Source organism: Salinicola lusitanus, from assembly GCF_003206045.1.
Classification (GTDB): domain Bacteria; phylum Pseudomonadota; class Gammaproteobacteria; order Pseudomonadales; family Halomonadaceae; genus Salinicola; species Salinicola lusitanus.
Genome location: NZ_PZJM01000009.1, coordinates 249,607 through 275,473 on the forward strand (window position 1 = coordinate 249,607; position 25,867 = coordinate 275,473).

Sequence of the window (25,867 nt, forward strand, 5' to 3'; positions counted from 1 at the left end):
CGCCAGCGAGCGCTATACTGGCGGCAGTGCGAACGTTCAGGGCGAGGCGAGACGATGTCGGAAGCGGTCAACGGTGACGCAGGGACTTACCACGGCGAATACAAGGTACCGGGCGGGAAACTGCTGGTGGCGGATGTCACGGTCCGCGACGGGCGACTGGCATCGGTACAGCTGTCCGGGGATTTCTTCCTCGAGCCCGACGACGCGCTGGAAGCAATCGACCGCGCCCTCGAGGGCGCATCGGTCGATGCCGACGCCAACACCCTGATCGCGACGATTCGAGCCGCGCTGCCACCGCAGACCGAGATGATCGGACTCTCCGTGCCGGCCATCGCCACCGTGATACGACGCGCGCTCTCCCGGACCTCGGATTGGCGGGACCACCAGTTCGGCCTGATCCACCGCGCGCCGGAGCCACCGCTGCTGCACATGGCGCTGGACGAAGTGCTGACCCGCGAGGTGGCCGAAGGCCGCCGCGGCCCGACGCTGCGGGTCTGGGAGTGGGATCGCGCCGCCATCATCATCGGCGTGTTCCAGTCGCTGGCCAACGAGGTCGACAGCGATGCGGCGGCGGCCGAGGGCATCGAGGTGGTCAGGCGCATCAGCGGCGGCGGCGCCATGTTCGTCGAGCCGGGCAACACCATCACCTGGTCGCTGATCGTGCCGGAAACCCTCGTCCAGGGGCTGACCTTCGTCGAAAGCTACGCCTTTCTCGACGACTGGGTGATCCAGGCCCTGGGCGACATGGGCATCAAGGCCTGGTACGTGCCGATCAACGACATCACTTCCCCGGGCGGCAAGATCGCCGGCGCCGCGCAGAAGCGCATCAATGGCGCCGTGCTCCATCACGTCACCATGGCCTACGACATCGACGCCGACAAACTGACCCGCGTGCTGCGGATCGGGCGCGAGAAACTCTCCGACAAGGGCACCGCCAGTGCCGGCAAGCGCGTCGATCCCCTCAGGCGCCAGACCGGGCTCGAGCGCGAGACGATCATCCAGCGCATGATCGACTCGTTCGCCGCACGCTTTACCCTGATGCCAACGTCTCTCACCGAGGGCGAGCTGGAACGGGCACATGCCCTGGCCAACGACAAGTTCTCGAGCGAGGCCTGGTTGCGACGCGTTCCCTGACGCAACACGGCAGTTTCACTTACAGCTGCTAAGCTGAATCGGGTCAGCCGATATGCACCCTGCGAGTGCACGGCACCGAATAACATCGGCTATGGTTACGACCACGAGTCAATAATATCATCTTATAATAAAGGCGATTTTTGCGATCGCCATCCCCTTCGGCACGCTTACTGCATGGATTGAATCGAGCGATGGCAAGGAGAAGGCTATGTGGTCGTTACTGCGACCCATTCGGGCGTTGTTGGGGAGCGTAGCGCTACTGCTGCTCGGCAATGGCCTGATCAACACCCTGTTGACACTGCGTGGCGCCGATGAGGGATTCTCGACCAGCCTGATCGGGATCATCATGTCCGGTTACTTCATCGGCTTCATTGGCGGTACCTGGATCAGCGGCCGGCTGATCAAACGCATGGGCCACATCCGTACCTTCGCGTTCTGTGCCGGCCTCTGCGCCTCGTCCGCGCTGCTTCACCTGATCTTCATCAACCCTTGGGTCTGGCTGGGTCTCAGGGTGATCTACGGCCTCTCCTTCATCACCCTGATGACGGTGATCGAGAGCTGGTTGAACAGCCAGGCCTCCAGCCACCAGCGAGGGCGGGTCTTTGCGATCTACATGGTGGTCAACCTGGGGGCGCTGGCCATCGCCCAGCAGATCCTGCGCCTGGATACCCCGGACGGCTTCCTGCTGTTCGCGCTGGCGTCGATCCTGATCAGTTGGGCGCTATTGCCGATCACGATCACCAAACGCAGCCAGCCGGTCATGAGTGCTCGCCCGAAAAGCAGCCTCAAGGCGCTGCTGAAATTCGCACCGCTGGCCGTTGCCGCCTCGATGATGTCCGGGCTGGCGATGGGAGCTTTCTGGACGATGACACCGGTGTATGCGCGCGGCGTCGGCTTCGACGTGGCCGGGGTCGGCGTGGTGATGAGTTGCGCCATTCTCGGCGGCGCACTGCTGCAGATACCCATCGGTCGATTTTCCGATACTCATGACCGCCCCCGGGTCATGACCTACGTCGTGATTCTGGCCGCCGTCGCGGCGATCGCCATGCCGTTCGCCCCCAACCAGATGACGCTGCTCGGACTATATTTCGTCTGGGGCGGTCTATCGTTCTCGATCTACCCGATTGCCGTTGCCCAGTTGGTCGATCAGTTGCATCCCGACGAAATCGTCGCCGGTTCAGCTGATATGCTGGTCGTACAAGGTGCCGGCAGTGCCGTCGCCCCGATTCTGGCCGGAGTGATCATGCATAACGTCGGCAACCAGGGATTACCGCTCTACATCGCCGCCGTCCTGGCGATGCTCGCTGGCTACGCCATCTACCGCCGACGTCGCGTCTCGGTGCTGGTCAGCGGTGATACGGCCCATTTCGAACCCATGACACCCACCAGCAGCCAAGCCCTGGAGATGATGTACGACGACGTGCAGAGGGATCTGTTCGCCGACCCCAGTTTCTACGAAGAGCACGAACGCCAGCGAATCGTCGAGATGGCCGGCAAGGCCTGATCCCGAACCCAGGGGCTGTCGCCGTTTCATGCACGGCTGCGCCGAAACGGCAACGGCCTCTGCGCCACAGCCACTCGACGAACGCATGAGCCGCTCGCGCAGGGAAAATCGTTCCGGTCCCTTGAGGCCGGACAGGAGGAAAACATGCTACTTGCAACCGATCTCGACGGCACCTTTCTGGGCGGCGACTCCGAAGCCCGCCTGAGCCTTTACCAGACCATCGCCGCGCATCCGGACATCAAGCTCGCCTACATCAGTGGTCGCAGTCTGGAAGCGATCCTGCCGCTGCTGTCCGACCCGACGCTGCCTCAGCCGGACTATATCGTCGCCGATGTCGGCGCCAGCCTCTATCTGGGTGACAGCCTGCAGCCGATCCAGCCGCTGCAGAACGAGATCGATTCCCGCTGGCCCGGCGAATCCCGGATCGCCAGCGCCATGCAGCGCTTTCCCGATGTGGTGCGCCAGGACGAACCGCAGCTGCGACGCTGTTCCTACTACTGCCCGCCCGAGCGCGCCACGGACGAGGCCCTGGTCGCCCTCGCCCGAGAACTGGACTGCGAGATGCTCTACTCGGCCGAGCGCTATCTCGACTTCCTGCCAAAAGGGGTCAACAAGGGCAGTAGCCTGCAGAAACTGGTCGAATGGCTCGAAATCGACGAGGAAGAAGTGCTGGTGGCCGGCGATACCATGAACGACCTCGCCATGCTCACCGCCGGTTTCAAATCTGTCTGCGTCGGGGGATCCGAACCCAAGCTGCTCGAGCAGACCCAGAACCAGACGCGGGTGATGCACGCCGAGAACGCCGGCTGTGCCGGCATCATCGAAGCGTTTGCCCACTTCGGCTTTCTCGGTGCCCATGGCGTGGCGGCGGAGAACCGTCGCGACGAAACCCAGACCGGCAAGGCCGAGCTGGTGATGGTCTACCACCGCCTGCCTTACGAAGAGTATCGGGTCGATGGCAAGATCCAGCGCCGCCGTCCGACCTCGCCCAACGGCATCATCCCGACGCTGCTGAGCTTCTTCGCCGACCAGCGCGGTTCGTGGATCGCGTGGTCGATCTACGAGGAGGAGGACGAAGAAAAATTCGTCACCCACACCAGCGTCGATGCCAAGCAGTATCCGCTGCTGACGGCTGCCCGCGTTCCGCTGACCAAGGTGCAGGTCGACACTTTCTACAAACGCTTCTCCAAGGAGGCGTTCTGGCCGACCTTGCACACCTTCTGGGAGCGCGCGCACTTCCGCGAGGACGACTGGGAAGTCTACTGCGAGGTGAACCGCGCTTTCGCCGAACGCACCGCCGAAGAGGCCGCCGAGAATGCACTGATCTGGATTCACGACTACAACCTGTGGATGGTGCCGGCCTATCTTCGCGAGATGCGCCCGGATCTGCGCATCGCCTTCTTCCACCACACCTATTTCCCTTCGGCGGATGTCTTCAACGTGCTGCCATGGCGCCGCGAGATCATCGGCAGCCTGCTGCAGTGCGACTATGTCGCCTTTCACATCCCGCGCCAGGTCGAGAACTTCGTCGATGTCGCCCGCGGCGTCGTCCCGCTGACCACGCTGTCCCGCCAGAGCTGCGCGCCGCGATTCCTGACCTACGGCTGCGCGGTGGGACTCGAGACCATGACCACGGCGGTCGATACCGGCTCTCGGGTGGTGAGGCTCGGCGCGCATCCGGTGGGACTGGATCTCAACCGGATCAGGAATGCGCTCGACCAGGAGGGTGCTAGTTCGCGCATGGCCGAACTGCGCCAGGAGTTCGAGGGCGTCAAACTGATCCTGTCGGTCGAACGGCTCGATTACACCAAAGGCATTCTTGAGAAGCTCCAGGCCTATGAACTCCTGCTCGACGAGAACCCCGAGCTGCGCGGCAAGGTCACCCTGGTCAGCATCTGCGTGCCCGCCGCCCGCGAGATGACCATCTACAACGAGCTCCAGACCCAGATCGAGCAGACCATCGGTCATATCAATGGCCGGTTCGCCGACGTCGGCTGGACGCCGGTTCAATTTTACTTCCGCGGGTTCCCGTTCGAGGAGGTCGTCGCCTGGTACGCCATGGCCGACGTGATGTGGATAACACCGCTGCGTGACGGCCTCAATCTGGTCGCCAAGGAGTTCGCCGCCACCCAAGGCATGACCCAGGGCTGCGGCGTGCTGGTGCTGTCGGAATTCGCCGGCGCGGCAGCGGAGTTGAAGGGCGCGATCCTGACCAACCCCCACGACCTCCACGATCTCGCTCGAACCTGCTACCTGGGGCTCAACCTGCCTCGCGCGGAAGCGGAGGCACGCCTGCGCCAGTTGAACGACATCGTCGAGTACAACGACATCCGACGCTGGGGCGACGAATTCATCGCCGCCATCCAGGGCCAGGAACCCGAAGGCACCGAAAGCCCGTCCAACCCGACCAACGACCTGGTCTGACGGGTTACGAAAGCAGCAGGATGACGGCGCCGGGCGGCGCCGTCACGCCTCGCCGGTCCACCATTGGCCCTGGTGCCTGGCGTCATCGGCCAGTACCGATGCCAGCGTGGTGAAGGCCTGGTCGAGCTCGATGTCGAGCTGCCAGGGCGGATTGAGCATCAGCAGCCCGCTGCCGTACATGCCACGCTCGGCAGCCGGCTCACGGATTTTCAACTCGCTGCGCCACAGCTTGGGTATGCCGGCCTGTCGCAGCGTGTCCAGCAGCAGTCGATGGCGTCCGGCCGGCAGCAGCGGATACCAGATCAACACCACCGCATGCCGCACCTTTCGCACGACCTGGATCAGCGTTTCGGCGACCTCTTCGTACTCATCTTTTTTCTCGTAGCTGGGATCGATCAGCACGCACAGCCGCGGCGTGGAGACCGGCACCAGCTTGACCAGCCCCTTGAGGCCATCCGCGTGTCGGCGCTGCACGCCGGCGTGGGGCGATACCGTCTGATCCGACAGGTGGCGGTGCTCGCCCGGGTGCAGCTCGAACAGCGTCAGCCGGTCCTGGGGGCGCAGCATCGAGCCCAGCCACCAGGGAGAGCCGGGGTAGCGACTCAGTTCGGTCCCGGACTGCAGTGTCGCCAACGAGGCCAGCCACTCCCCGACGGGCGACTCGACGGCAAAGCTGCGACGCTTCTGCCACAGTCGCTCGACACCGTCACGAAACTCGCCGAGCTTCTGCGTTTCTGCCGCAGCCAACGGGTAGAGACCGCGGCCCGCATGGGTATCGACGAAGCTGATGGCGGAGGATTTTCGCGTCATCGCCGAGATGAGTCGCCTCAGGCCGAGGTGCTTGTGAACATCGGCAAAATTGCCGGCGTGATAGGCGTGCTGGTAGGCAAGCATGTGCGTCTGTCCATCAAAAAGGGCGCGGCACTTGGCCACGCCCGGATTCGAGATCGATACGTCGACCGTCTCGTGACGGCGGGTCGTCTCAGGACTGCCGGGTCGGCGTCAAAGTGATTTCGACGCGACGATTCTGGGCGCGCCCGGCATCGGTCTCGTTGCTGGCGATCGGGTTTTTCTCGCCGTAGCCGACTGCATTGATCCGACCGGCTTCGACACCACCCTGCTCGAGATAGGTCGCCACCGACTGCGCGCGGCGCTCGGAAAGCTTCTGGTTGTAGCTGTCCGAGCCGGTGCTGTCGGTGTAGCCGGCCACGTTGATCCGGGTTTCCGGGTAGGAACGCAGCACCGCGTTGACGTCGTTGAGGGCCTGCCGGGCCGGTGTCTGAAGGTCGCTGGAATCGACTTCGAACGTCACGCTGCTCGGCATGTTGAGGATCAGGTCATTGCCGTTACGCTCGACACCGATGCCCGTGCCGTCCAGGCGATTGCGCAGTTCCTTCTCCTGGGAATCCATGTAAGCACCGACGCCACTGCCGATCGCCGCGCCCGCTGCCGCACCGATCAAGGCACGGTCCCGCGTGCTGCTGCCGCCATCACCGGTGAGCGCCCCGACGACGGCACCCGCCACCGCACCGATGCCAGCGCCACCCCAGGTATTGGAGTTGCCGCCGCCTTGCTGCTGCTGGGTGTCGGCACCGTTGGAGGCGCAGCCTGCCACCCCGACCGCCACGGCAACCGGAATGGACAACCAGAACGTCTTTTTCATCATCTTCATGCTTGGAGAGCTCCTTGCTTGCCGACCGTCACGCTTCCCCCTGTCGTGAGGTGCGTGACGATGAATCCATCACTGCCCGGCCTTCGCCGGCGGGGAGAGCTAAGCCTCCTCGTCGAACAGCGCGAGCAGATCGTTCAAGAATAACAGGCCTTGCGGGGTCGCTTGCAGACGTGATGGCGAAGTCGTCAGCAGACCCTTGTGTCGCGCCGCGTCCAGGCGAGGCGTCAGTTCAGACAGCGGTCGCCCGGTATGGTTTTGCCAATCCTCGGCATCGACGCCTTCGGTCAGGCGCAGGGCGTTCATCAGGAATTCCAGCGGCAAGGCCTGATTATCCACGTGCTGACTTCCCGCCCTGAACCCCCGCGGGTCGTTCATGCGGCGAAGATAGGCTTCCGGCTGCCGAGTCTTCCAGCGCCGCTCGATCCGCCACTGCCCCGCCGGGTCGATAGAGGACAACTTGCCGTGGGCCCCGGCACCGATACCCAGATAGTCGCCGAAGCGCCAGTAGTTGAGATTGTGACGCGCCTGTCGCCCGGGCCGGGCGTAGGCGGAAATCTCGTAGCGCGAGAAGCCGGCCGACTCGAGCAGATCGTGCCCCGCATCCTGGATATCCCAGAGCCTCTCCTCATCGGGCAGCGGCGGCGGATGGGAGAAGAATTCGGTGTTGGGTTCCAGCGTCAGTTGGTACCAGGACAGATGTGTCGGCTCCAGCGCCAACGCCTGCTCGATATCCCCCAGCGCGGTCGCCAGCGTCTGCCCCGGCAGGCCGTGCATCAGATCGAGGTTGACGTTGTCGAAGCCCGCCTCCCGGGCGCTGGACATCGCGCGCTTCGCTTCCCCGCCGCTGTGGATGCGTCCCAGTGCCTCGAGTTGATCGGCGGCAAAACTCTGGACGCCGATGGAGAGCCGATTGATCCCCGCGCGCCGATATCCCTCGAAGCGCGCCTGCTCCACCGTCCCCGGGTTGGCCTCCAGCGTGATCTCGATGTCCGGGGCAAAGACGAGACGCTGACGCAGACCGTCGAACAGACGCTGGTAGGCCGCGGGGGAGAACAGGCTCGGCGTCCCGCCGCCGATGAAGATGCTGACGATCTCGCGACCCTGCACCGCCACCAGCTCCTGCTCGAGATCGGCTAGCAAGGCATCGACGTACCGACGTTCCGGCAGCTCGGCGCCTCGACCCACGCCGTGCGAATTGAAGTCGCAATAGGGGCACTTGCGCACGCACCAGGGTACGTGGATGTATAGCGCCAGCGGTGGTAGATCCATCATTCCCGGTGCTTTTCCGATTCCCTGAGCTGCGCCAGCAATGCCTGCAGCGCTCGTCCCCGGTGGCTCAGCCGATTCTTCTCCTCGGCGCTCAGCTCGGCGACGCTCATGCCCCGTTCGGGAACCCAGAACAGCGGATCGTAACCGAACCCCCCCTCGCCACGCGGGTAGGCCAGGATATCGCCAGGCCAGTCGCACTGGACAATCAGCGGTACCGGGTCATCCGCATGGCGCAGGTAGACCAGCACGCACCAGTATCGTGCCGTTCGTTCCCCTTCGGGGATCTCCTTGAGCGCCTCCAGCAGCTTGGCGTTGTTGGCGCTGTCCCGGGACTCGCCGCTTCCGGTGTCCCCGGCATAGCGCGCCGAGTAGATGCCTGGCGCGCCGGCGAGGGCATCGACCGCCAGACCGGAGTCGTCGGCCAGCGCCGGCAGGCCACTGGCACGGGCGGCGGCCCGCGCCTTGAGGATGGCATTTTCGACGAACGTCAATCCGGTCTCCTCGACGTCGTTGACGCCGAAGTCCGACTGCGGCTGGACCTGCAGTCCCAAGGGAGCGAGAAGCTGTTGAAATTCAACCAGCTTTCCAGGGTTGCCACTGGCGACGACCAGATTCTCTATGGACGGGTTCATGGAGGGGATTCCTGACAAAACGTTCATTCTACGGGGCGTGGCATTCGAGGCATAGGATACCTGGGCCGGGAAGCCATCAGTCACTCATCATATCGGGATGAGAAACCTCAGTAATTCGCCTGCCGAGGCTTCCGGGTCCTCGTGAGCGCGAGCGTGTTTTTTCTCGAAAAGGAAACATTGTTTTTTAAAAAGTTTGTGGAAATATGGCAGATAAGCCATTGATTAAAATCATTTAATTAGAGAAATTAAGCGCCGCTTAATCGCCGCCTTCGTGTCAATTTTTGAAAACCTCAATACCCTATATTTACAACGCATGGGTTTTATTAACACTATTGAGCTCCAACAATCACGGAGCCGCAGTAGGTTGCTCAGCCAAGGGTCACAGCGAAAAAGCGTAAAACACTAATTAAAATCCTTCGAAGGGATCAGACCATGAACACCGAACACACCGACATCGTTCTTGTTACAGATTGTAATTCACAGTCCGTACTATTTCTGGATTACATACATCAGAAAACGGGTTGCCGAGTCTCGGCACTCAGTCCCCAGGATCGTTTCCCGGTACCCGAAGGCAGCAGAGTGCTCGTACTACTGGATGGAGATCACGTCCAGGAGAAAGACCTGCTGGCCTGGAACACCAGAGCCGAAGAGAGCGATGCCATCATCCTGTCGGCTTTCAATGTCCGCGACAACAAGCAGGTCATGGAGCTGCTGATCGGCATCCACCTCCGCGGCGTCTTCTATCGCCAGGACAGCCTCGAGCTCATCTGCAAGGGGATCATCAAGCTTCTCGGCGGAGAGCTCTGGATCTCCCGGCCACTCTCGGCGATGTTGATCGATTTCTATCGTCGCCAGCAGGTCAACACCTACCGGCCCGTGTGCGGTCTGACACGAAGGGAACTGGAGATCGTCACGCTGCTGGTTTCCGGTGCGAGCAATACGGAGATCGCGGAAAAGCTGTTCGTGAGCGAGCATACGGTCAAGTCGCACCTCTACAACCTCTTCCGCAAGATCAACGTTCACAACCGCATCCAGGCGACCAACTGGGCACGGCAGAACCTGGGGACGATTCCGGTCATGGCCTCGCGCTATGCCAACGGGCGTCGCTGAAGCCGCCAGGTAACCGCCAGTCACTCAGCCGGGAAGCCAGTGAAACACGGCTTCCCGGCCCTCTCAGTTTAGCCGCATCCGCTCCTGGATCAGAGAAGCTAGCGTCAGGTTGGCATCCGGCGCGGTGGTATCGAGATGCACCAGGTGGGTCGTCTCGTCACTCGCGAATGGCTCGAAACGCTGAAGTTGACGCTCCAGAATCGAAAGACTCCGCTCGGACGGCTCTCCGCTACGCCTGGCGCGTTTGACGATACGGGCCCGCAAGGTCGCCCGGTCGGCCTCGAAACTGACGATCAGTACCGGCAGACCACGCTTCTCGGCTTCGAAACGTAGCCGCTTGCGCTGTTCCAGCAGCAGGCAGGTGGCATCGATGCAAGCCGGCAATCCGGCTTCGAGTACCGTGCCCGTCAGTTCGGCCAGGCGACGATAGGTCTGGTCGGTCGCTGTCTCGCTGTAGACGGCTTTCGCATCGTCGGGTGCCGCGGTGAAGTCGAAAAGCCGCTTGCGCTCGACATCGGAGCGTATCCGCACCCCGCCCAGCCGTCGCACGATCTCCTCGGTGAACCGGCTCTTGCCACTGCCGGAGACGCCGACCGCCAGGATCAGGTAGGGAAAGCGGAATTCGCTGTACTCCTGGGCCATCGTCAGATAACGGCGGAAGACCTCTATCGGCTCGCCACCGGGCAGATCGTCCATCACCCCGGCATCGTGGTCCCGCACCAGTTCGATCCGGGCTCTGAGCAGGGCTCGATAACGCTTGTAGAAGTTGAGCAGCCGTACCGCCTGGTAGTCGCCGGACAGCTCGAGGTACCGGTTGAGCGCATAATGGGCGAACTCCCGCTCGCCACGGGCTTCCAGATCCATGATCAGGAAGGCGAGCTCGCAGGCCACGTCGCACCAGCGCAGACGATCGTTGAACTCGATGCCGTTGAACAGGATCGCCTTGCCCTCGAACCGCACCGCATTGCCGAGATGGATGTCACCATGGCTCTCGCGAATGAAGCCCTCTCTCCAGCGCGATGCCAGAATGGGTTCCAGACGCGCGAAGCTCTCGAGCGTCAACGTCTTGACGTTGGCTAGCTGCTCGCGATCGCCAGGCGATTCCAGCAGCGGCTCGATCACGTCGAACTCGCCGACCAGCATCTCGTGAATGCTCGGCGGCGACCCCAAAGGATTGTCCCCCGAGGCGCTGGGAGCGGATTCGTGAAGCGCCACCAACTGGTCGATGAGATCGTCGATCAACTCCGCCGACAGCTCTCCGCTGGCCTGCAGCGAGCTCAGCAGATGGCGGGTGCTGAACTGACGCATCTTGACCGCGTACTCGATCGGCGCGCTGTCGTCGTTGACCCGGGGTGCCTCCTCGGTGCCCGAGATGGCCACGCAGCCAAGGTAGAGCGCCGGCGCCACGCGACGATTCAGCGCGACCTCCTGCTCGCAGAGGCGCCGGCGCTTCTCCAGCGTCGAGAAATCGAGAAAACTGCCGTAATCCAGCGACTTCTTGATCTTGTAGGCGTAATCGCCGGTCGATACCACCCAGGAGATGGGGGTTTCGAACACTTCGACGGCGCCGATCGGATGATCGAAACAATCACTCTCCTTGAGCGCCTGTATCAGCGTTCGGCTCATGCGTCGTCTCCCTGTCAGTGGCGTTCGTGACTCATTGTTGACGCATGGCGGCGAAGGCACGCTCGCTGGCCATCAAGGTCGTCTGAATATGGTCATGGGTGTGAGCGCTAGACATGAACCCGGCCTCGAATGCCGACGGAGCCAGGTAGACGCCGGACTCGAGCATGTGCGAGAAGAAGTCGCGGAACGCCTGGGCATCGCACGCCATGGTCTGGCCAAAATTGTCGACCCGCTGTTGGGCGGTGAAGAACAGGCCGAACATGCCGCCGGCACGCTGGGTGATCATCTCGATACCGGCATCGCGGGCACGTGTCTCGAGCCCGTCGCAGAGCGTCTCGACCCGGGTGGACAGCGCCTCGTGGAAGCCCGGCTGGCGCACTTTCTCGAGCAGGGTGATACCGGCCGCCATCGCCAGCGGATTCCCCGATAGCGTACCGGCCTGATAGACCGGACCCAGCGGCGATATCTGTTCCATGATGTCGCGCTTGCCACCGAAGGCGCCGACCGGCATGCCACCGCCGACGATCTTGCCGAGGCAGGTCAGATCCGGCGTGATTGCGTAGTGCGCCTGGGCACCGCCCAGGGCCACCCGGAAACCGGTCATCACCTCATCGAAGATCAATACGCTGCCGTGGCTGTCGCACACCTCGCGCAGGGCTTCCAGGAAACCGGGCTGCGGCGGTATGCAGTTCATGTTGCCGGCCACCGGCTCGACGATGATGCAGGCGATCTGTTCGCCCATGGCCTCGAAGCATTCGTGCACGGCTTCGATGTCATTGTAAGAGAGCGTCAGGGTGTGCTCGGCCAGTGACGCCGGCACGCCGGGCGAACTGGGCTCGCCGTGGGTCAAGGCACCGGAACCGGCTTTCACCAGCAGCGAGTCCGAGTGGCCATGGTAGTTGCCCTCGAACTTGACGATCTTGTCGCGGCCGGTATATCCCCGCGCCAGCCGGATCGCCGACATGGTCGCCTCGGTGCCGGAGTTGACCATGCGCACCATGTCGATGGAGGGAATGATCTCGCAGATCAGGTCGGCCATAGTGGTCTCGATCGCGGTCGGCGTCCCGAACGAGAGCCCGCTGTCGAGCCGTTCGCGGACGGCGTTGAGCACCTCGGGATCGGCATGTCCGGTGATCATCGGCCCCCAGGAGCCCACGTAGTCGATATAACGCTTGCCCTCGACGTCGAACAGATAGGCTCCCTGAGCGCGCTCGATGAAGACCGGCGGCTGGGACATGCCCTTGAAGGCTCTTACCGGAGAGTTTACGCCGCCGGGAATGTGGCGGCAGGCACGCTCGAAGAGCTCGGCGGATGTGGTCATGGTGTTCTCTCTAGCGTTGATCGATTACAGAATGACGGCCGATCCTGGTATTCGGCGAAGCGCCATCGCCCATCTGGAGTTTGAGTTCGCGCACCGCCCGCGCGATATCCGGCCTACCGAAGACGGCATGAACCACAGCCAGGAGCTCGGCACCGGCCTGTCGTGCCTCGGGGGCGGTGCGAGCGTCGATGCCACCGATGGCGACCCGGGGCAACCCCAGATGAGCCACCTCCTCGAGTATCGATAGCGACGCCGGCGCGGCCTCCGGCTTGGTGCGCGAGGCGAAGAAGCGTCCGAACGCCAGATAGCTGGCACCGGACTCGGCTGCCTGGCGCGCCAGGACCGGGGAGTCATGGCAGGTGGCACCGACGATGGCTCGGTCGCCCAGCCGTTGCCTGGCGGTTGCCAGCGAGACGTCGTCCTGACCGACGTGCAGTCCGACGATATCCCCCCAGCGCTGCTGCAGTCGCAGCGCCAGTTCCAGATCGTCGTTGACGATCAGCGGCACCGCATGGCGCTCGCACAGTGCGGCCAAGGCATCGCCCTGCCGCCAACGCCGCGCGGTATCCGCGGACTTGTCACGGTACTGCAGCAACGCGATCCCCTCGCTCAGCGCCGATTCGCAGGCCGTGAGCAGCGTGCGATCGTCCGGCAACAGCTGGCTGTCGGTGATCGCGTAGAGTCCATTCAGGGTCGATGAAGGCGGGCGCGTCGACATCATCACTCCAGCGTGGCATCGAAGTCCGGCGCACGCCAGACCCGGTCCGGTAGATACTGGCCCTGACCCAGCGCCAGACCGTTGTCCAGCGTATCCCAGGTGAACCGCTGCGCCTGGGCGCAGGCCGCTGCGAGCCCCTCGCCGGCGGCCAGCCGGGTCGCCAACGCCGACGCCAGCGTGCAGCCGGAGCCGTGATAGTCGGCGGGCAGGCGCGGCCACTGCCACTGTCGGTTGAGTTCGGGCGTATGCAAGGTGTGAACCACGTGGGCCTGCGTCGACTCCTGCCCCAGGGGATCGGTACCGGTCACCAGCACCGCGGCGCAGCCCAGCGACATCACCTCGACCACCCGAGCCACTTCATCGGCGTCTTCGATCGTGGAGAGCAGCGCCAGTTCGCGACGGTTGGGTGTCAAGATATCCACAAGGGGTAGCAGGCGATGGCGAATCGGCTCGATCAGAGCGGGTGTGGATAATTCGGAACCGCGGCCACTGCGCAGGACCGGGTCGACGATCAGCGGCGTGCCGGGGCTCATCCGGGCGACGTCGATCACCGCTTCCAGCACCTCGAGATCGGGGATCAACCCCACCTTGATCGCCGCGATACGGAAGTCGTCGAACAGCACCCGGGCCGCACGACGAATGAAATCGCCGCTGCACGATTCGACGCTGACCACGTCGCGGGTCGACTGGACGGTCATGGCGGTGGGCACGGTCACCGGCCAGCCACCGCAGCCGCGCACGGCCTCGGCATCCGCGACCAGTCCCGCGCCGCCGCTGGGATCGTGGCCCGCCAGCACCATGACCACGGGCTTGTCTTCGTAGCGAATCATGACGTCCCCCCCGGGACGCTCGTCACCGCCAGGGAGCGTGTGGCGAGATGGCCGTTCATCTCTCGCATGGGAGCTCTCCTCATCGATCGCTTCGGTGTGTCCTGAGTCTCGACACCAGGCGCGTTCATCCTATCAACGTTTACGTCGATAATAGTTCTCGATCGCCTCGCGAGTGATGATACCGGAAATCTTGCGAATCATCGGCGCCGTGGTGTGCTCGACATAGAGCGCGTCGACACCGGATTCGTTGAGCGTGTCGTAAGCCTCGGAGAGCGTCGCCTCCAGGTGAACCGGCGCCAGATCGAGACGCTGCCCCGGCACCTCCTCGAGATCGATACTCTCGTGCTCCGCGAGCCACTCCTCATCGTGCAGCACCCGCGCCAGGTGAGCAGCCTTCATCGCCAGTGGCGGCTTGTCCTTGTTGTCCTGGACGATCACCAGCCAGGTCGGCTTGGAATCGAGCAGCGCCTTGGCCCTGTCATGATCGATGACTCTCGGCGTACGGACCAGATTGCGCTCCATCACCGCCGGTACGGCAACCCGCGACAACGCCTGCATCAACGGCTGCTGCAGCGGATGGAGCCCCTGCTGGGTCAGGCTGGAGAGGAAGAATCCCTGACAGCGGCAGAGCTGGCGTGCGGTGAGAACGGCGACCACTACCGCCAGCATGCCCGGCAGCATGATCGATGAGTTGCGGGTCAGTTCCAGCAGCGCCAACAGGGCTGCCAGCGGGGCCTGGAGCGCCGCCGCCATCATCGCCGCCATGCCCAGTACCGCGTAGAGATTGGGCGTGGTGACCACGCTCGGCAGCAGCGCCCCGCCGACCATGCCCATCACCGCGCCGACCGCTGCACCGGAAACCAGCATCGGCCCGATCACGCCCACCGGCACGCCGCCCGCCATGCAGAGTCCGGTCAGCGCCAGCTTGACCACCGCCAGCACCAGCAGCACGTCCAGCGCCATCGGCCCGTTGAGCATCTGCTCGAGACTGTCGTAGCCGATCCCCTGCACCTGCGGGTACCACCATGCCACGGCTCCGGTGAGCAGACCGATGGCAGCCAGCCGCAGGGCGAAGGGTACCCGGGAGATCGATGGATGCCCCTGGGCCAGGCGCACGAAGCCACCGGCCAGCAAACCGACGACCAGCGCGGTCAGCACGATCCAGGGCAGATCCAGCAACGAATTGAGCTGCAGCGGCGGCACGCTGAACGCCGGCTCCGAGCCGTAGACCGCCCACGACACCAGCGCGCCCATGGTGGCGGCGAGTATCACCGGCATGAAGCCGGCGATGGTGTACTCCATCATCACCACTTCCATGGCGAAGATGACGCCGGCGATGGGCGTGTTGAACGACGCGGAAATGCCCGCTGCGGTGCCGCAGGCCACCAGCACGCGCAGGCTGTTGTGCGGCAGCCGCAGCCGCGAGCCGATCCAGCTCGAGGCCGCGGAGCCGAGGTGGATCGCCGGCCCCTCGCGGCCGGCCGACAGCCCGCCGATGACCGAGATCACCCCGACCCACCACTGGTTGATCCAGTTGCGCAGCGGCATCTTGCCCTGGTGATAGGCAAGGCGCTCGATGACATGGCCGATCCCCATCTTCAGCGCCCGGCTAGGCTGCGGCCACAGCCAGAGTCCGATCAAGGTGACCGCGATCAGCGGCAGCACCGCGCGAAACGTCGGCGGCAGCGTCTCGAAGGCTTCGGGATCGTCACCGGGCATGAACAACAGGGCACCGAACTCCAGCAACAGTCGGAAAACGACCATCACGGAACCCGTCAGAATGCCGGCGAAAATCCCCAGCAGGCAGAGTTGGGGCATGGCATCGACGCTCGCCAACTGGCGTCGGAAACGTTCGAGGCTGGGACGTCGTGGGACGAACCGCGGCACGCGTGACAAACTCTCCTCCTTGCCCGATCTCGATCGCTCGTCTTTGGTGCGCGATACCTGCCAGGGTGGGCGGTCACATCGTGCGAGCGTTACGTAACTGACATCATACACCGATCCTTGATGGTCGGCGGTGAGTGCCCTCGACACTAAAGTTGACCCTTTTACTCGGTATTAACGATAATGGAGGTGTGATGGCGGCCCCGCCGCCCTACGTCATTATCGACAGCCCGGTCACGGCCGGCACCAACGGGAGCGTGACGATGAGTACAGTGGAGTCCTTCGCTCCAACCCCGATGTTCTTCACCGATGCCGCCGCCAGGCGAGTCAGAGCCCTGGTCGCCGAAGAGAACAACCCCGAGCTGAAGCTGCGGGTCTATGTCACGGGCGGAGGCTGTTCGGGGTTCCAGTATGGATTCGATCTCGGCGACAAGACGGCCGAGGACGATACCGTCATCGACAACGGCGACGTCAGCCTGGTGGTGGATCCTCTCTCCTACCAGTATCTGGTGGGTTCGACGGTGGATTTCGAGGAGGGGCTCGCTGGCGCCCGATTCGTCATCAAGAACCCCAACGCCCAGTCCACCTGCGGCTGCGGGGCCTCGTTTTCCGTCTGAACCGGCAGTGACGGACGGTCCACCGTCCCTGGCTGCGGCCTAGGTCGACTTGACCTTCAGTAACAATCTTCCTCAAGGTAGTCATCGATTGTCCCGATCGAACAATGACTTGAGGAACTTATGAAAAACAACATGACGCCGAGCCACTGGCTCGCCATCCCCGCCGTCGCACTCTCCCTGAGCGTTTCCGGTCTGGCTTCGGCTCAGGACACCACGCTCAAGGCCGTCACCGACCCCAGCTTCGTCCCATTCGAGATGATGGATCAGGAGAGCGGCGAGATGGTCGGTTTCGATATGGACATCCTTCACGAGATCGCCGATCGCGCAGGCTTCGACGTCGATCTCAACACCATGGATTTCAACGGCATCATCCCCGCCGTGCAAACCGGCAACGTCGATCTGGCCATCGCCGGCATCACCATCACCGACGAGCGCCAGCAGATCGTCGATTTCAGCGATCCTTACTACGACTCCGGCCTGCGCATCCTGGTTGCCGATGGCAGCGACGTCGGCTCGCTGGACGACCTGGAAGGCAAGCGCATCGCCACCAAGATCGGCTCCACCAGCTACGACTACCTGCAGGAAAAACTGGGCGATAGCGCCGAGATCACGCCCTATCCGGGCAGCTCCGACATGTACATGGCCCTGATGGGTGGCAGCGCCGATGCGGTCTTCTACGACGCGCCCAACGTGGGCTATTTCGCCCAGACCAAGGGCGAGGGCAAGGTCAAGACGGTCGGTCCGCTCTACGAGGGCCAGCAGTACGGTATCGCCTTCGCCAAGGGGAGCGACTGGGTCGAGCCGGCCAATGAGGCTCTCGAGGCCATGCACGAGGACGGCACCTACGACGAGATCCACAAGAAGTGGTTCGGCGAAGCACCGGAATCCGAGTGACCTCGCCCGCCTGACCGGGGGCCGCGCCAATGGCGTCGGCCCCCGGATGGTTTGTGGAGAATGCCACTCCCAGAGTGGCCGGAGATCTCTCGTCGTGACGCGATGAGAGATCTCATCGTTGCCAACGGAGAACCTCGTGGAATTCAACTTCCAGTTCGACTGGCAGGCGGCAATCGATTCGCTGCCGTTCCTGCTCAAGGGCTTGCCCTACACCCTGCTCATCTCCTTCGCCGGCCTCGCCATCGGCTTCGTCATCGGCATCGTCTTCGGATTGATGCGAATCGGCCCTTCCCGCTGGATACGCTGGCCCGCCGTGGTCTACGTGGAGGTGTTTCGCGGCACCCCGGTGCTGGTCCAGGTCCTGTTCATCTTCTATGGCCTGCCGACGCTACTCGGTGGCCCCATCGACGCGCTGACCGCCGGGATCGCGGCCATCGCCCTCAACGCCGGCGCCTATATCTCCGAGATCGTGCGCGGCGGCGTGCAGTCGATCGAACGGGGCCAGCGCGAGGCCGGGCTGTCGCTGGGGCTCTCCCCGCCCCAGACCTTCCGCTACGTGATCTGGCCCCAGGCGCTGCGCCGGATGATTCCCGCGCTCGGCAACCAGGGCATCGTCAGCATTAAAGACACGTCGCTGTTCTCGGTCATCGGTGTGGGTGAGCTGGTCCGCCAGGGCCAGGTCTATATCGCCAATACCTTCACCGCGCTGGAGGTCTATTTCATGATCGCCCTGCTCTACTTGGCGATTACCCTGAGTCTGTCGTTGGCTCTGAGTCTGCTCGAACGCAAGGGGTTAGTGGGATGAACGATAGCGCAAACCGGCAAGCGACCGCTCGATCGTCCGGATCGTCGCCGATCGTGCGTCTCGAAGGGGTCAACAAGCACTTCGGCCGTCTGCACGTGATGCAGGACATCGACCTGAGCGTGGCCCAGGGCGAGGTCGTGGTGATCATCGGTGCCAGTGGTTCGGGAAAATCGACGCTGATCCGCTGCGTCAATGGCCTCGAGCCCTTCCAGTCCGGTCGTATCGAGGTCGACGGCAAGACGCTGCTGCCCAATGGCGCCAGCGGCAAGTCGCTCCAGGCAGTCCGTACCGAGGTCGGGATGGTGTTCCAGCAGTTCAACCTGTTCCCGCACCTGTCGATCCGCGACAACGTCACCCTGGCGCCCCGCAAGGTCCGCGGCATGACCCGGCGGCAGGCCGATGCCATCGCCGACAGGCTGCTGGAGCGGGTCGGCATCTCGGATCAGGCCGACAAGCATCCGACTAAACTCTCCGGGGGGCAGCAACAGCGCGTGGCGCTGGCCCGGGCGTTGGCCATGGAACCTCGTCTGATGCTGTTCGACGAGCCGACCTCGGCGCTGGATCCGGAGATGATCGGTGAAGTGCTGGATGCCATGCGGGAACTGGTCAACGACGGCATGACCATGATGATCGTCACCCACGAGATGGGCTTCGCCCGCGAGGTCGCCGATCGCGTGGTATTCGTCCACGGCGGCCAGATCGTCGAACAGGGTCCACCCGACCAGCTGTTCGATCAGCCCCGCCACGAGCGCACCCAGGCGTTCCTCTCCCGCGTGCTCAAGCACTAGCGATCGGTTTCTCAAATAGCAGGCACGGATGGATCTCCTCCGTGCCGCCCACCCCCTACACCCTCTCCCTCTCTTCCCTTTCATTGATTCGTCCAGACCGGTTCTGGCCGTCGTGCGATCGAGATCGTCGGAGCCGGAAAAACGGTGGCGTGACCCGGATTTCATCGCTCGTGAGTTATCCCGGGGCGTATTTTTCGCCTGTGGACAATTTTTTCGTCGATTCGTCTCCAGCCCTGACGCCTCAGCCGCTCTGGCGTGATCGGGGGTTTGTTGACCGTCGCGGTAACAGCTACCGTATGCAGCGGTGGATAACCCGTGCGCGGTCGCGCCTGTGTACAAGAGGCGAAGCTGTCCACAGGAATCAGCGCCCTTGTCAGCAGGCTCGCCAGAGCTTTTCAAACAATCGAATAACAATCCAAGAATATGATTCTATTGGTGATTTTTTACTTATCCACGAAAAGTGTCCACACCAATAGTCACTATCACTACAGAACTTCTTTATATATTTTTCATTTTTTTAATAATGAATCTGATGACTGACGGATCGCCTCGATCCCGATGTGGAAAACCCCTGACGGTTACCCACAGGAGGTTTATACTGGGCGGCTTTCGTGGCCATCGAACCCCCCGGGGCCGTGCCATCGCCGTCGTGAACAGGACGGTAAAATCGGCCTGGCCGATTTCGTGATCCATTCATCGTCGGGTGCCCGCTCGAGCCAAAGCGCTGCGGGCACCTCGTGAGGTAAACCGTGGAGTATCCCGACCGTTTTCAGGTCATCGTGATCGGCGGTGGCCATGCCGGAACCGAAGCCGCGCTGGCGTCGGCACGAAGTGGTGCCCGTACGCTGCTGCTGACGCACAACATCGAGACCCTGGGCCAGATGTCCTGCAATCCCGCCATCGGCGGGATCGGCAAAAGCCATCTGGTCAAGGAGATCGATGCCCTGGGTGGGGCCATGGCCCAGGCTACCGACCTGGCCGGCATCCAGTTTCGCGTGCTCAACTCACGCAAGGGCCCGGCGGTTCGGGCCACCCGAGCCCAGGCCGATCGCGTCCGCTACAAGGCCGCCATTCGCGGCATGCTGGAAAATCAGCCCAATCTCACGCTGTTCCAGCAGGGCGTCGACGATCTGGTTGTGGAAAACGAGACCGTCGTCGGCGTCACCACCCAGACCGGCATTCGCTTCATGGCGGATACCGTGGTGCTGTGTACCGGAACCTTCCTGGGCGGTGTGATCCATATCGGTCTGGATCACCATGCCGGTGGCCGCGCCGGCGATCCGCCGGCCAATGCGCTGGCCCAGCGGCTGCGAGCGCTCCCGTTCCGGGTCGATCGGCTGAAGACCGGCACGCCACCGCGGATCGATGCCAAGAGCGTCGATTTCTCCAGGCTCGAGCGCCAGCCCGGCGACACGCCGCTGCCGGTGATGTCCTACCTGGGCAACCGCGAGCAGCACCCGCGTCAGGTCGACTGCCACATCGCCCACACCAACGAGCGTACCCACGAGATCATCTTCGCCAATCTCGATCGTTCGCCGATGTACTCCGGCGTGATCGAGGGCGTGGGCCCGCGTTACTGCCCGTCGATCGAGGACAAGGTCCACCGCTTCGCCGACAAGACCAGCCATCAGGTCTTCGTCGAACCGGAGGGCCTGGATACCCACGAGCTCTATCCCAACGGGATCTCCACGTCACTGCCATTCGATGTCCAGCTGCAGGTGGTGCGCTCGATCGAAGGGCTGGAGAACGCGCATATCACGCGGCCGGGTTATGCGATCGAGTACGATTTCTTCGATCCGCGGGATCTCAAGCACTCGCTGGAAACCAAATTTATCCACAACCTGTTCTTTGCCGGCCAGATCAACGGCACCACGGGTTACGAGGAAGCCGGCGCCCAGGGGCTGCTGGCGGGACTCAACGCCGCTCGCCGAGCGCTGGGCGAATCGGTCTGGTGGCCGCGTCGCGATGAGGCCTATCTCGGGGTGCTGGTCGACGACCTGATCACCATGGGCACCCAGGAGCCCTATCGGATGTTCACCTCGCGGGCCGAGTATCGTCTGCTGCTGCGTGAGGACAACGCCGACCTGCGCCTCACCGCCACCGGTCGCGAACTGGGGCTGGTCGACGATCACCGCTGGTCCGCCTTCGAGACCAAGCGCGACAAGATCGAGAACGAGAGTGCTCGCCTGCGTGCGACGTGGATCCAGCCGAAGACCGACGCCGGTCAGCGTGTCGCCGAAAAGCTCGGCCAGCCGCTGGCGCGTGAATACAGCCTGATGGATCTGCTCAAGCGCCCCGAGCTCGGCTACGCCGATGTCGCCTCGCTCAAGGGCGAGGCCGTCAGCGACGAGCCGGTCGCCGAGCAGGTGGAGATCGAGGCCAAGTACGAGGGCTACATCGCGCGGCAACAGGACGAGATCGATCGCCTGCGTCGCCACGAAGCGACGCCGCTGCCCGACTCGCTGGACTATGCCAGGGTCGAGGGCCTCTCCAACGAGATTCGCCAGAAGCTCGAACAGGCGCGCCCGCAGACCCTGGGCCAGGCCGGGCGCATCTCCGGCGTCACGCCGGCCGCGGTGTCGATTCTGCTGATCCATCTCAAGAAGCGGCGATTGATCGACGACAGCCGGGCCTTGAGCGCATGACCCCGAGCTGTGAACGGATTCTCGATGAGGGACTGGCGGCGCTGAAGGTCCCTTGCGACGCCGGTCAGCGTCAGCGATTGCTGGCGCTGCTCGCGCTGTTGCACAAGTGGAATCGCGCCTATAACCTCACCGCAGTACGCTCGCCCGAGGCGATGGTCAGCCGTCATCTGCTGGATAGCGCCAGCGTCGCTTTCGCCGTGGGTGGCACCAACTTGCTGGACGTCGGCTCGGGACCGGGTTTTCCGGGACTGGTATTGGCGATTCTGGATCCCGGCCTCCAGGTCACGCTACTGGACAGTAACGGCAAGAAAGTCCGTTTTCAGCGCCAGGCGGTGATGGAACTGGGGCTAGCGAACGTGCGCTGCGAGCAGGTTCGGGTCGAATCCTTCGACGCCACGTTCGACCAGGTCATCTCGCGTGCCTTCGCCGCACTGGGGGATTTCATCGGGCTTACCGAGCCGTTGCTGGCCCAAGGCGGCGAGTGGCTGGCGATGAAAGGTGGCCTGGAACCCCGGGAACTCGAATCGTTGCCGCCCCACGTCGTGGTACGCGAGCAGCTTGCCCTGGCGGTGCCCGGCGTGGACGACGTCGAACGCCAGCTGCTCCGCCTCGGGCGGGACGAGCAGTCGGGCCATCGCCAGTAGGCTCGTCATGGGCCAGACGTGAGGAACACCGGCGTCGTCGACGCCGGGCCGGATCAGCGCCAGCGGATCGCTCGCGATCCACAGGATCAGTCTCGACGAAGGGAGTCGCCAGTGACCAGAATCATTGCATTGACCAACCAGAAGGGCGGCGTGGGCAAGACGACGACCGCGGTCAATCTGGCGGCTTGCCTGGCGGCCCTCGATCGACGCGTGTTGCTGATCGATCTCGACCCTCAGGGCCATGCCACCATGGGCAGCGGCGTCGACAAGCACGACCTCGACGGCAGCGTCCTCGATGTGCTGCTCGGCGACAAGAGTGCCGCCGAGGTGATCGTCGACTGCGCGGTGGCCGGCTACGCACTGCTGCCGGGCAACGGTGACCTGACCGCCGCCGAGGTCGATCTGCTCGATCGCGATGGCCGCGAACGGGTGCTTCAGACCGCGATCCAGAGCGTTGCCGCCGACTACGACGTGGTGATGATCGACTGTCCCCCGTCCCTCAACATGCTGACGGTCAATGCGCTCACCGCCGCTCACGGTGTATTGATCCCGGTCCAGTGCGAATTCTATGCGCTGGAGGGACTGTCGGCGCTGCTCGACACCGTCGAGCAGATCCAGGAGAGCGTGAATCCCACCCTCGAGATCTTCGGCATCGTGCGAACCATGTACGACCCGCGCAACAGCCTGACCCGCGACGTCAGCAAGCAGCTCGGCCAGTATTTCGGCGATTCTCTACTCAAGACCACCATCCCGCGCAACGTGCGGGTGGCGGAAGCGCCCAGCCACGGCGTGCCCGTCACCAAGTACGCGCGGCTCTCGCGTGGCAGCCAGGCGCACCGCGTCCTGGCCAAGGAACTGATTCGCCGGCTGGCGCTGTAATGACGATGACTGCTGCGAGGAATACCCCATGACGACGCGCAAACGCCCGCTGGGCCGCGGTCTCGATGCCTTGATCGGTTCCAGTGCCCGTCGCCGCGACAGCCTGTCGCCGGAGTCGGGCTCCGACAAGCCCTCGCCAGCCCAGGCGCCGCCGGAGTTCGATGCGTCCGAGGAGCGGCTCGAGCGCCTGCCGTTGCGACAGCTGACCCGCGGCAAGTATCAGCCGCGGCGCGATATCCAGCCCGAGGCGTTGGAAGAGCTGGCCGATTCGATCCGCGCCCAGGGTGTCATGCAGCCGATCGTGGTGCGACAAATTGGCGCAGAGCGTTACGAGATCATCGCCGGCGAGCGCCGCTGGCGAGCGTCGCAACTGGCCGAGCTCGAGACCATCCCCGCGGTCATTCGCGAGGTCAGCGACGAGGTCGCCCTGGCGCTCGCGCTGATCGAGAACATTCAGCGCGAGAACCTCAACCCGGTCGAGGAGTCGATGGCGCTCAAGCGTCTGCTCGACGAGTTCGAATTGACCCAGCAGCAGGTGGCCGATGCGGTCGGTCGGTCGCGGGCCCAGGTTGCCAATCTCCTTCGCCTGCTGGCGCTGGATCCGCAGGTGCTGACGCTGCTCGAACGTGGCGATCTGGACATGGGCCACGCCCGTGCCCTGCTGAGCCTGCCGGCCGCCAAGCAGCGCCATGCGGCCCACGAAGTCGTGGCTCGCGAACTCACCGTGCGCCAGACCGAGGCCCTGGTCAAACAGATCGCCAGTGGCCAGACCAAGGCCGATGCCAAGAAGCCGCCGGCGGACGTCGGCCGGCTCGAGAATCGTCTCGCCGACCTGCTGGGCGCGCCGGTCAAGATTCACCACAACAGTTCCGGCAAGGGACGAGTCACCATCCGTTACACCAGCCTCGATGAGCTGGATGGCATACTCGGGCACATCCGCTGAATCCGCATCGGCCTCCGGCGTCTCGAGCCGTCAAAACATTTAGCGCGTTAACGGAATTTACGCACTTTTCGTGATCGTTTGCTCGAGGAGACGCCTCAGATCGGTGCAGGTTCGGTTGAAGCGGCATGACCGCTTCTCTATAATCCGCCGAGATTTGCCAGGCTGACGCCGAACGCAGACAGCGCACGCGGAAATGTCACTTTCATCCCAGGACTCAACGGCGAGACCGACGCCATGCAACCAGCGGCACCGGCCAAGCTTCCCAGACCGCGAATCGCGGGGTTGATCCTGTTACAGTGCGGCGTGGTGATGGGGCTGGTCCTCATCGGTTGGGGGTTCTGGGACCGCGGGACGGCGTTTTCCGCTTTGACCGGTGGTCTCGTTGCCGCCATGCCCAACGCCTTCTTCGCCTGGCGCGCCTTTCGCTATCAGGGGGCGGCGCAGGCGAGATACATCGTCAAGAGTTTCTACCACGCCGAGGCCGGCAAGTTCGGTTTGACGGCGGCACTGTTCACGCTGGTGTTCGTGGCCGTGCCCCCCTCAAACCCCGCTTTCTTCTTTGGCGCTTATGTTGTGACGCTGCTGGCGCACTGGTTGGGGCCCTGGCTCCTGCGCCGCCCGTCACACATTCAATCTCGAGGCTGAACCATGGCTGGCAACAACATGACGAGTACGGAGTACATCCAGCACCATTTGCAGAACATGACCTATGGTCTGCATCCGGAAAACGGCTGGTCGATGGCTCATTCCGCTGCCGAGGCCAAGGCCATGGGATTCTGGGCCATCCACGTCGATACCATGCTGTGGTCGATCGGCCTCGGGGTGCTGTTCCTGTACCTGTTCCGCCTGGTCGCCAAGCGCGCTTCCACCGGGGTGCCCACCGGGCTGCAGAACTTCGTCGAGATGATGGTGGAGTTCGTCGACAGCTCCGTGCGCGAGACCTTCCACGGCAAGAGCCGCCTGATCGCGCCGCTGTCGCTGACGATCTTCTGCTGGATCTTCCTGATGAACATCATGGACCTGGTGCCGGTGGACTTCCTGCCGATGCTGGCGCAGAAGATCGGCGCCTGGTTCGGTGCCGACCCGGCCCACGTCTATTTCAAGGTCGTGCCCACCACCGACGTCAACGCCACGCTCGGCATGTCGCTCTCCGTCTTCGCGCTGATCATTTTCTACTCCATCCGTGCCAAGGGCCTGTCCGGTTTCGTCGCCGAACTGACGTTGCACCCTTTCAGTACGTCCAATATCTTCGCCCAGATCCTGTTGATCCCGGTCAATTTACTGCTTGAACTCGTTACCTTGTTGGCCAAACCGATCTCGCTGGCGTTACGACTGTTCGGTAACCTCTACGCCGGCGAACTGATCTTCATCCTGATAGCCATGGTCGGCTTGTGGCAGCTGCCGCTGCACTTCCCGTGGGCGGTGTTCCACATCCTGATCATCACGCTGCAGGCCTTCATCTTCATGATGCTCACCATCGTCTATCTCAGCATGGCGACGGAAGAGCAGCATTGAGTAGCGTTTCCCG

The 25,867-nt window shown here is 63.4% G+C and carries 23 protein-coding genes; 14 read left to right on the plus strand and 9 right to left on the minus strand.

Annotated features, from left to right (window positions below):
• The first annotated feature begins 54 nt into the window (after window positions 1–54).
• The 3 genes from lplAB to ggpS all read left to right on the plus strand — a co-directional run bounded on the left by lplAB (window position 55) and on the right by ggpS (window position 5,062).
• On the plus strand, window positions 55–1,134 hold the full coding sequence (gene lplAB / locus DOM45_RS14475; protein WP_110601638.1) for a lipoate-protein ligase LplAB: 1,080 nt from the start codon (window positions 55–57) through the stop codon (window positions 1,132–1,134).
• Window positions 1,135–1,342: 208 nt separating this feature from the next.
• Window positions 1,343–2,638 carry an MFS transporter gene (locus DOM45_RS14480; RefSeq protein ID WP_110601640.1) on the plus strand — a complete coding sequence of 432 codons (1,296 nt, stop codon included), beginning with the start codon at window positions 1,343–1,345 and terminating at the stop codon, window positions 2,636–2,638.
• Between the two features lie 144 nt (window positions 2,639–2,782).
• Entirely contained in the window at window positions 2,783–5,062 is a 2,280-nt protein-coding gene (gene ggpS, locus DOM45_RS14485; protein WP_110601641.1) for a glucosylglycerol-phosphate synthase, read from the plus strand.
• Window positions 5,063–5,104: 42 nt separating this feature from the next.
• Here the strand turns inward: ggpS and DOM45_RS14490 are convergent, their stop codons facing one another.
• From DOM45_RS14490 to rdgB, 4 genes are all read right to left on the minus strand, one after another.
• Complete coding sequence (locus DOM45_RS14490) at window positions 5,105–5,956, minus strand: 23S rRNA (adenine(2030)-N(6))-methyltransferase RlmJ (protein WP_110601643.1); 852 nt, start codon at window positions 5,954–5,956, stop codon at window positions 5,105–5,107.
• Between the two features lie 88 nt (window positions 5,957–6,044).
• The gene (locus DOM45_RS20410; protein ID WP_110602101.1) at window positions 6,045–6,725 is read right to left on the minus strand and encodes a YiaD family glycine zipper/OmpA-like lipoprotein; all 681 of its coding nucleotides are present in this window, start codon (window positions 6,723–6,725) and stop codon (window positions 6,045–6,047) included.
• 108 nt (window positions 6,726–6,833) lie between these two features.
• Window positions 6,834–8,006 carry a radical SAM family heme chaperone HemW gene (gene hemW / locus DOM45_RS14500; RefSeq protein WP_110601644.1) on the minus strand — a complete coding sequence of 391 codons (1,173 nt, stop codon included), beginning with the start codon at window positions 8,004–8,006 and terminating at the stop codon, window positions 6,834–6,836.
• Window positions 8,003–8,635, minus strand: coding sequence for an RdgB/HAM1 family non-canonical purine NTP pyrophosphatase (rdgB, locus tag DOM45_RS14505; RefSeq protein ID WP_110601646.1), 633 nt, complete (start codon window positions 8,633–8,635; stop codon window positions 8,003–8,005). The genes hemW and rdgB overlap by 4 nt, the downstream gene beginning before the upstream one ends.
• A 579-nt stretch (window positions 8,636–9,214) precedes the next feature.
• On the opposite strand from rdgB, the gene DOM45_RS14510 reads away from it, so the two are divergent.
• Window positions 9,215–9,745: a LuxR C-terminal-related transcriptional regulator gene (locus tag DOM45_RS14510; protein ID WP_483435966.1), complete on the plus strand. Its 531-nt coding sequence runs from the start codon at window positions 9,215–9,217 to the stop codon at window positions 9,743–9,745.
• Between the two features lie 63 nt (window positions 9,746–9,808).
• Here DOM45_RS14510 and DOM45_RS14515 read toward each other — a convergent pair whose 3' ends face one another.
• From DOM45_RS14515 to DOM45_RS14535, 5 genes are all read right to left on the minus strand, one after another.
• Window positions 9,809–11,371 (minus strand): bifunctional aminoglycoside phosphotransferase/ATP-binding protein, encoded by a 1,563-nt coding sequence (locus tag DOM45_RS14515; RefSeq protein ID WP_110601648.1) that lies wholly within the window; start codon window positions 11,369–11,371, stop codon window positions 9,809–9,811.
• A gap of 31 nt (window positions 11,372–11,402) precedes the next feature.
• Complete coding sequence (gene hemL, locus DOM45_RS14520) at window positions 11,403–12,692, minus strand: glutamate-1-semialdehyde 2,1-aminomutase (RefSeq protein ID WP_110601650.1); 1,290 nt, start codon at window positions 12,690–12,692, stop codon at window positions 11,403–11,405.
• A 10-nt stretch (window positions 12,693–12,702) separates the two neighbouring features.
• Window positions 12,703–13,410, minus strand: a complete 708-nt coding sequence (gene thiE / locus DOM45_RS14525) for a thiamine phosphate synthase (protein ID WP_110601651.1) — start codon at window positions 13,408–13,410, stop codon at window positions 12,703–12,705.
• Between the two features lie 2 nt (window positions 13,411–13,412).
• On the minus strand, window positions 13,413–14,240 hold the full coding sequence (gene thiD, locus DOM45_RS14530; RefSeq protein WP_110601652.1) for a bifunctional hydroxymethylpyrimidine kinase/phosphomethylpyrimidine kinase: 828 nt from the start codon (window positions 14,238–14,240) through the stop codon (window positions 13,413–13,415).
• Window positions 14,241–14,372: 132 nt separating this feature from the next.
• Entirely contained in the window at window positions 14,373–16,127 is a 1,755-nt protein-coding gene (locus DOM45_RS14535; protein ID WP_425353338.1) for a chloride channel protein, read from the minus strand.
• 260 nt (window positions 16,128–16,387) lie between these two features.
• Here DOM45_RS14535 and erpA point away from each other — a divergent pair, with 260 nt between their 5' ends.
• The 10 genes from erpA (at window position 16,388) to atpB (ending at window position 25,854) form a co-directional block, all read left to right on the plus strand.
• Window positions 16,388–16,741, plus strand: coding sequence for an iron-sulfur cluster insertion protein ErpA (gene erpA, locus DOM45_RS14540; protein WP_110602104.1), 354 nt, complete (start codon window positions 16,388–16,390; stop codon window positions 16,739–16,741).
• 132 nt (window positions 16,742–16,873) lie between these two features.
• A complete protein-coding gene (locus DOM45_RS14545; RefSeq protein WP_110602105.1) occupies window positions 16,874–17,635 on the plus strand; it encodes a transporter substrate-binding domain-containing protein in 762 nt (253 codons plus the stop codon).
• Window positions 17,636–17,771: 136 nt separating this feature from the next.
• Window positions 17,772–18,440, plus strand: coding sequence for an amino acid ABC transporter permease (locus DOM45_RS14550; RefSeq protein WP_110601654.1), 669 nt, complete (start codon window positions 17,772–17,774; stop codon window positions 18,438–18,440).
• On the plus strand, window positions 18,437–19,228 hold the full coding sequence (locus DOM45_RS14555; protein WP_110601655.1) for an amino acid ABC transporter ATP-binding protein: 792 nt from the start codon (window positions 18,437–18,439) through the stop codon (window positions 19,226–19,228). The genes DOM45_RS14550 and DOM45_RS14555 overlap by 4 nt, the downstream gene beginning before the upstream one ends.
• Before the next feature lie 749 nt (window positions 19,229–19,977).
• Window positions 19,978–21,873 (plus strand): tRNA uridine-5-carboxymethylaminomethyl(34) synthesis enzyme MnmG, encoded by a 1,896-nt coding sequence (gene mnmG / locus DOM45_RS14560; protein ID WP_110601656.1) that lies wholly within the window; start codon window positions 19,978–19,980, stop codon window positions 21,871–21,873.
• Window positions 21,870–22,517: a 16S rRNA (guanine(527)-N(7))-methyltransferase RsmG gene (gene rsmG, locus DOM45_RS14565; RefSeq protein ID WP_110601658.1), complete on the plus strand. Its 648-nt coding sequence runs from the start codon at window positions 21,870–21,872 to the stop codon at window positions 22,515–22,517. The genes mnmG and rsmG overlap by 4 nt, the downstream gene beginning before the upstream one ends.
• Before the next feature lie 111 nt (window positions 22,518–22,628).
• Window positions 22,629–23,396 carry a ParA family protein gene (locus tag DOM45_RS14570; protein ID WP_110601659.1) on the plus strand — a complete coding sequence of 256 codons (768 nt, stop codon included), beginning with the start codon at window positions 22,629–22,631 and terminating at the stop codon, window positions 23,394–23,396.
• A gap of 28 nt (window positions 23,397–23,424) precedes the next feature.
• Window positions 23,425–24,339 carry a ParB/RepB/Spo0J family partition protein gene (locus tag DOM45_RS14575; RefSeq protein ID WP_110601660.1) on the plus strand — a complete coding sequence of 305 codons (915 nt, stop codon included), beginning with the start codon at window positions 23,425–23,427 and terminating at the stop codon, window positions 24,337–24,339.
• A 234-nt stretch (window positions 24,340–24,573) separates the two neighbouring features.
• Entirely contained in the window at window positions 24,574–24,984 is a 411-nt protein-coding gene (locus tag DOM45_RS14580; protein WP_110601661.1) for a F0F1 ATP synthase subunit I, read from the plus strand.
• Between the two features lie 3 nt (window positions 24,985–24,987).
• A complete protein-coding gene (gene atpB / locus DOM45_RS14585; protein ID WP_110601663.1) occupies window positions 24,988–25,854 on the plus strand; it encodes a F0F1 ATP synthase subunit A in 867 nt (288 codons plus the stop codon).
• Window positions 25,855–25,867 lie beyond the last annotated feature (13 nt).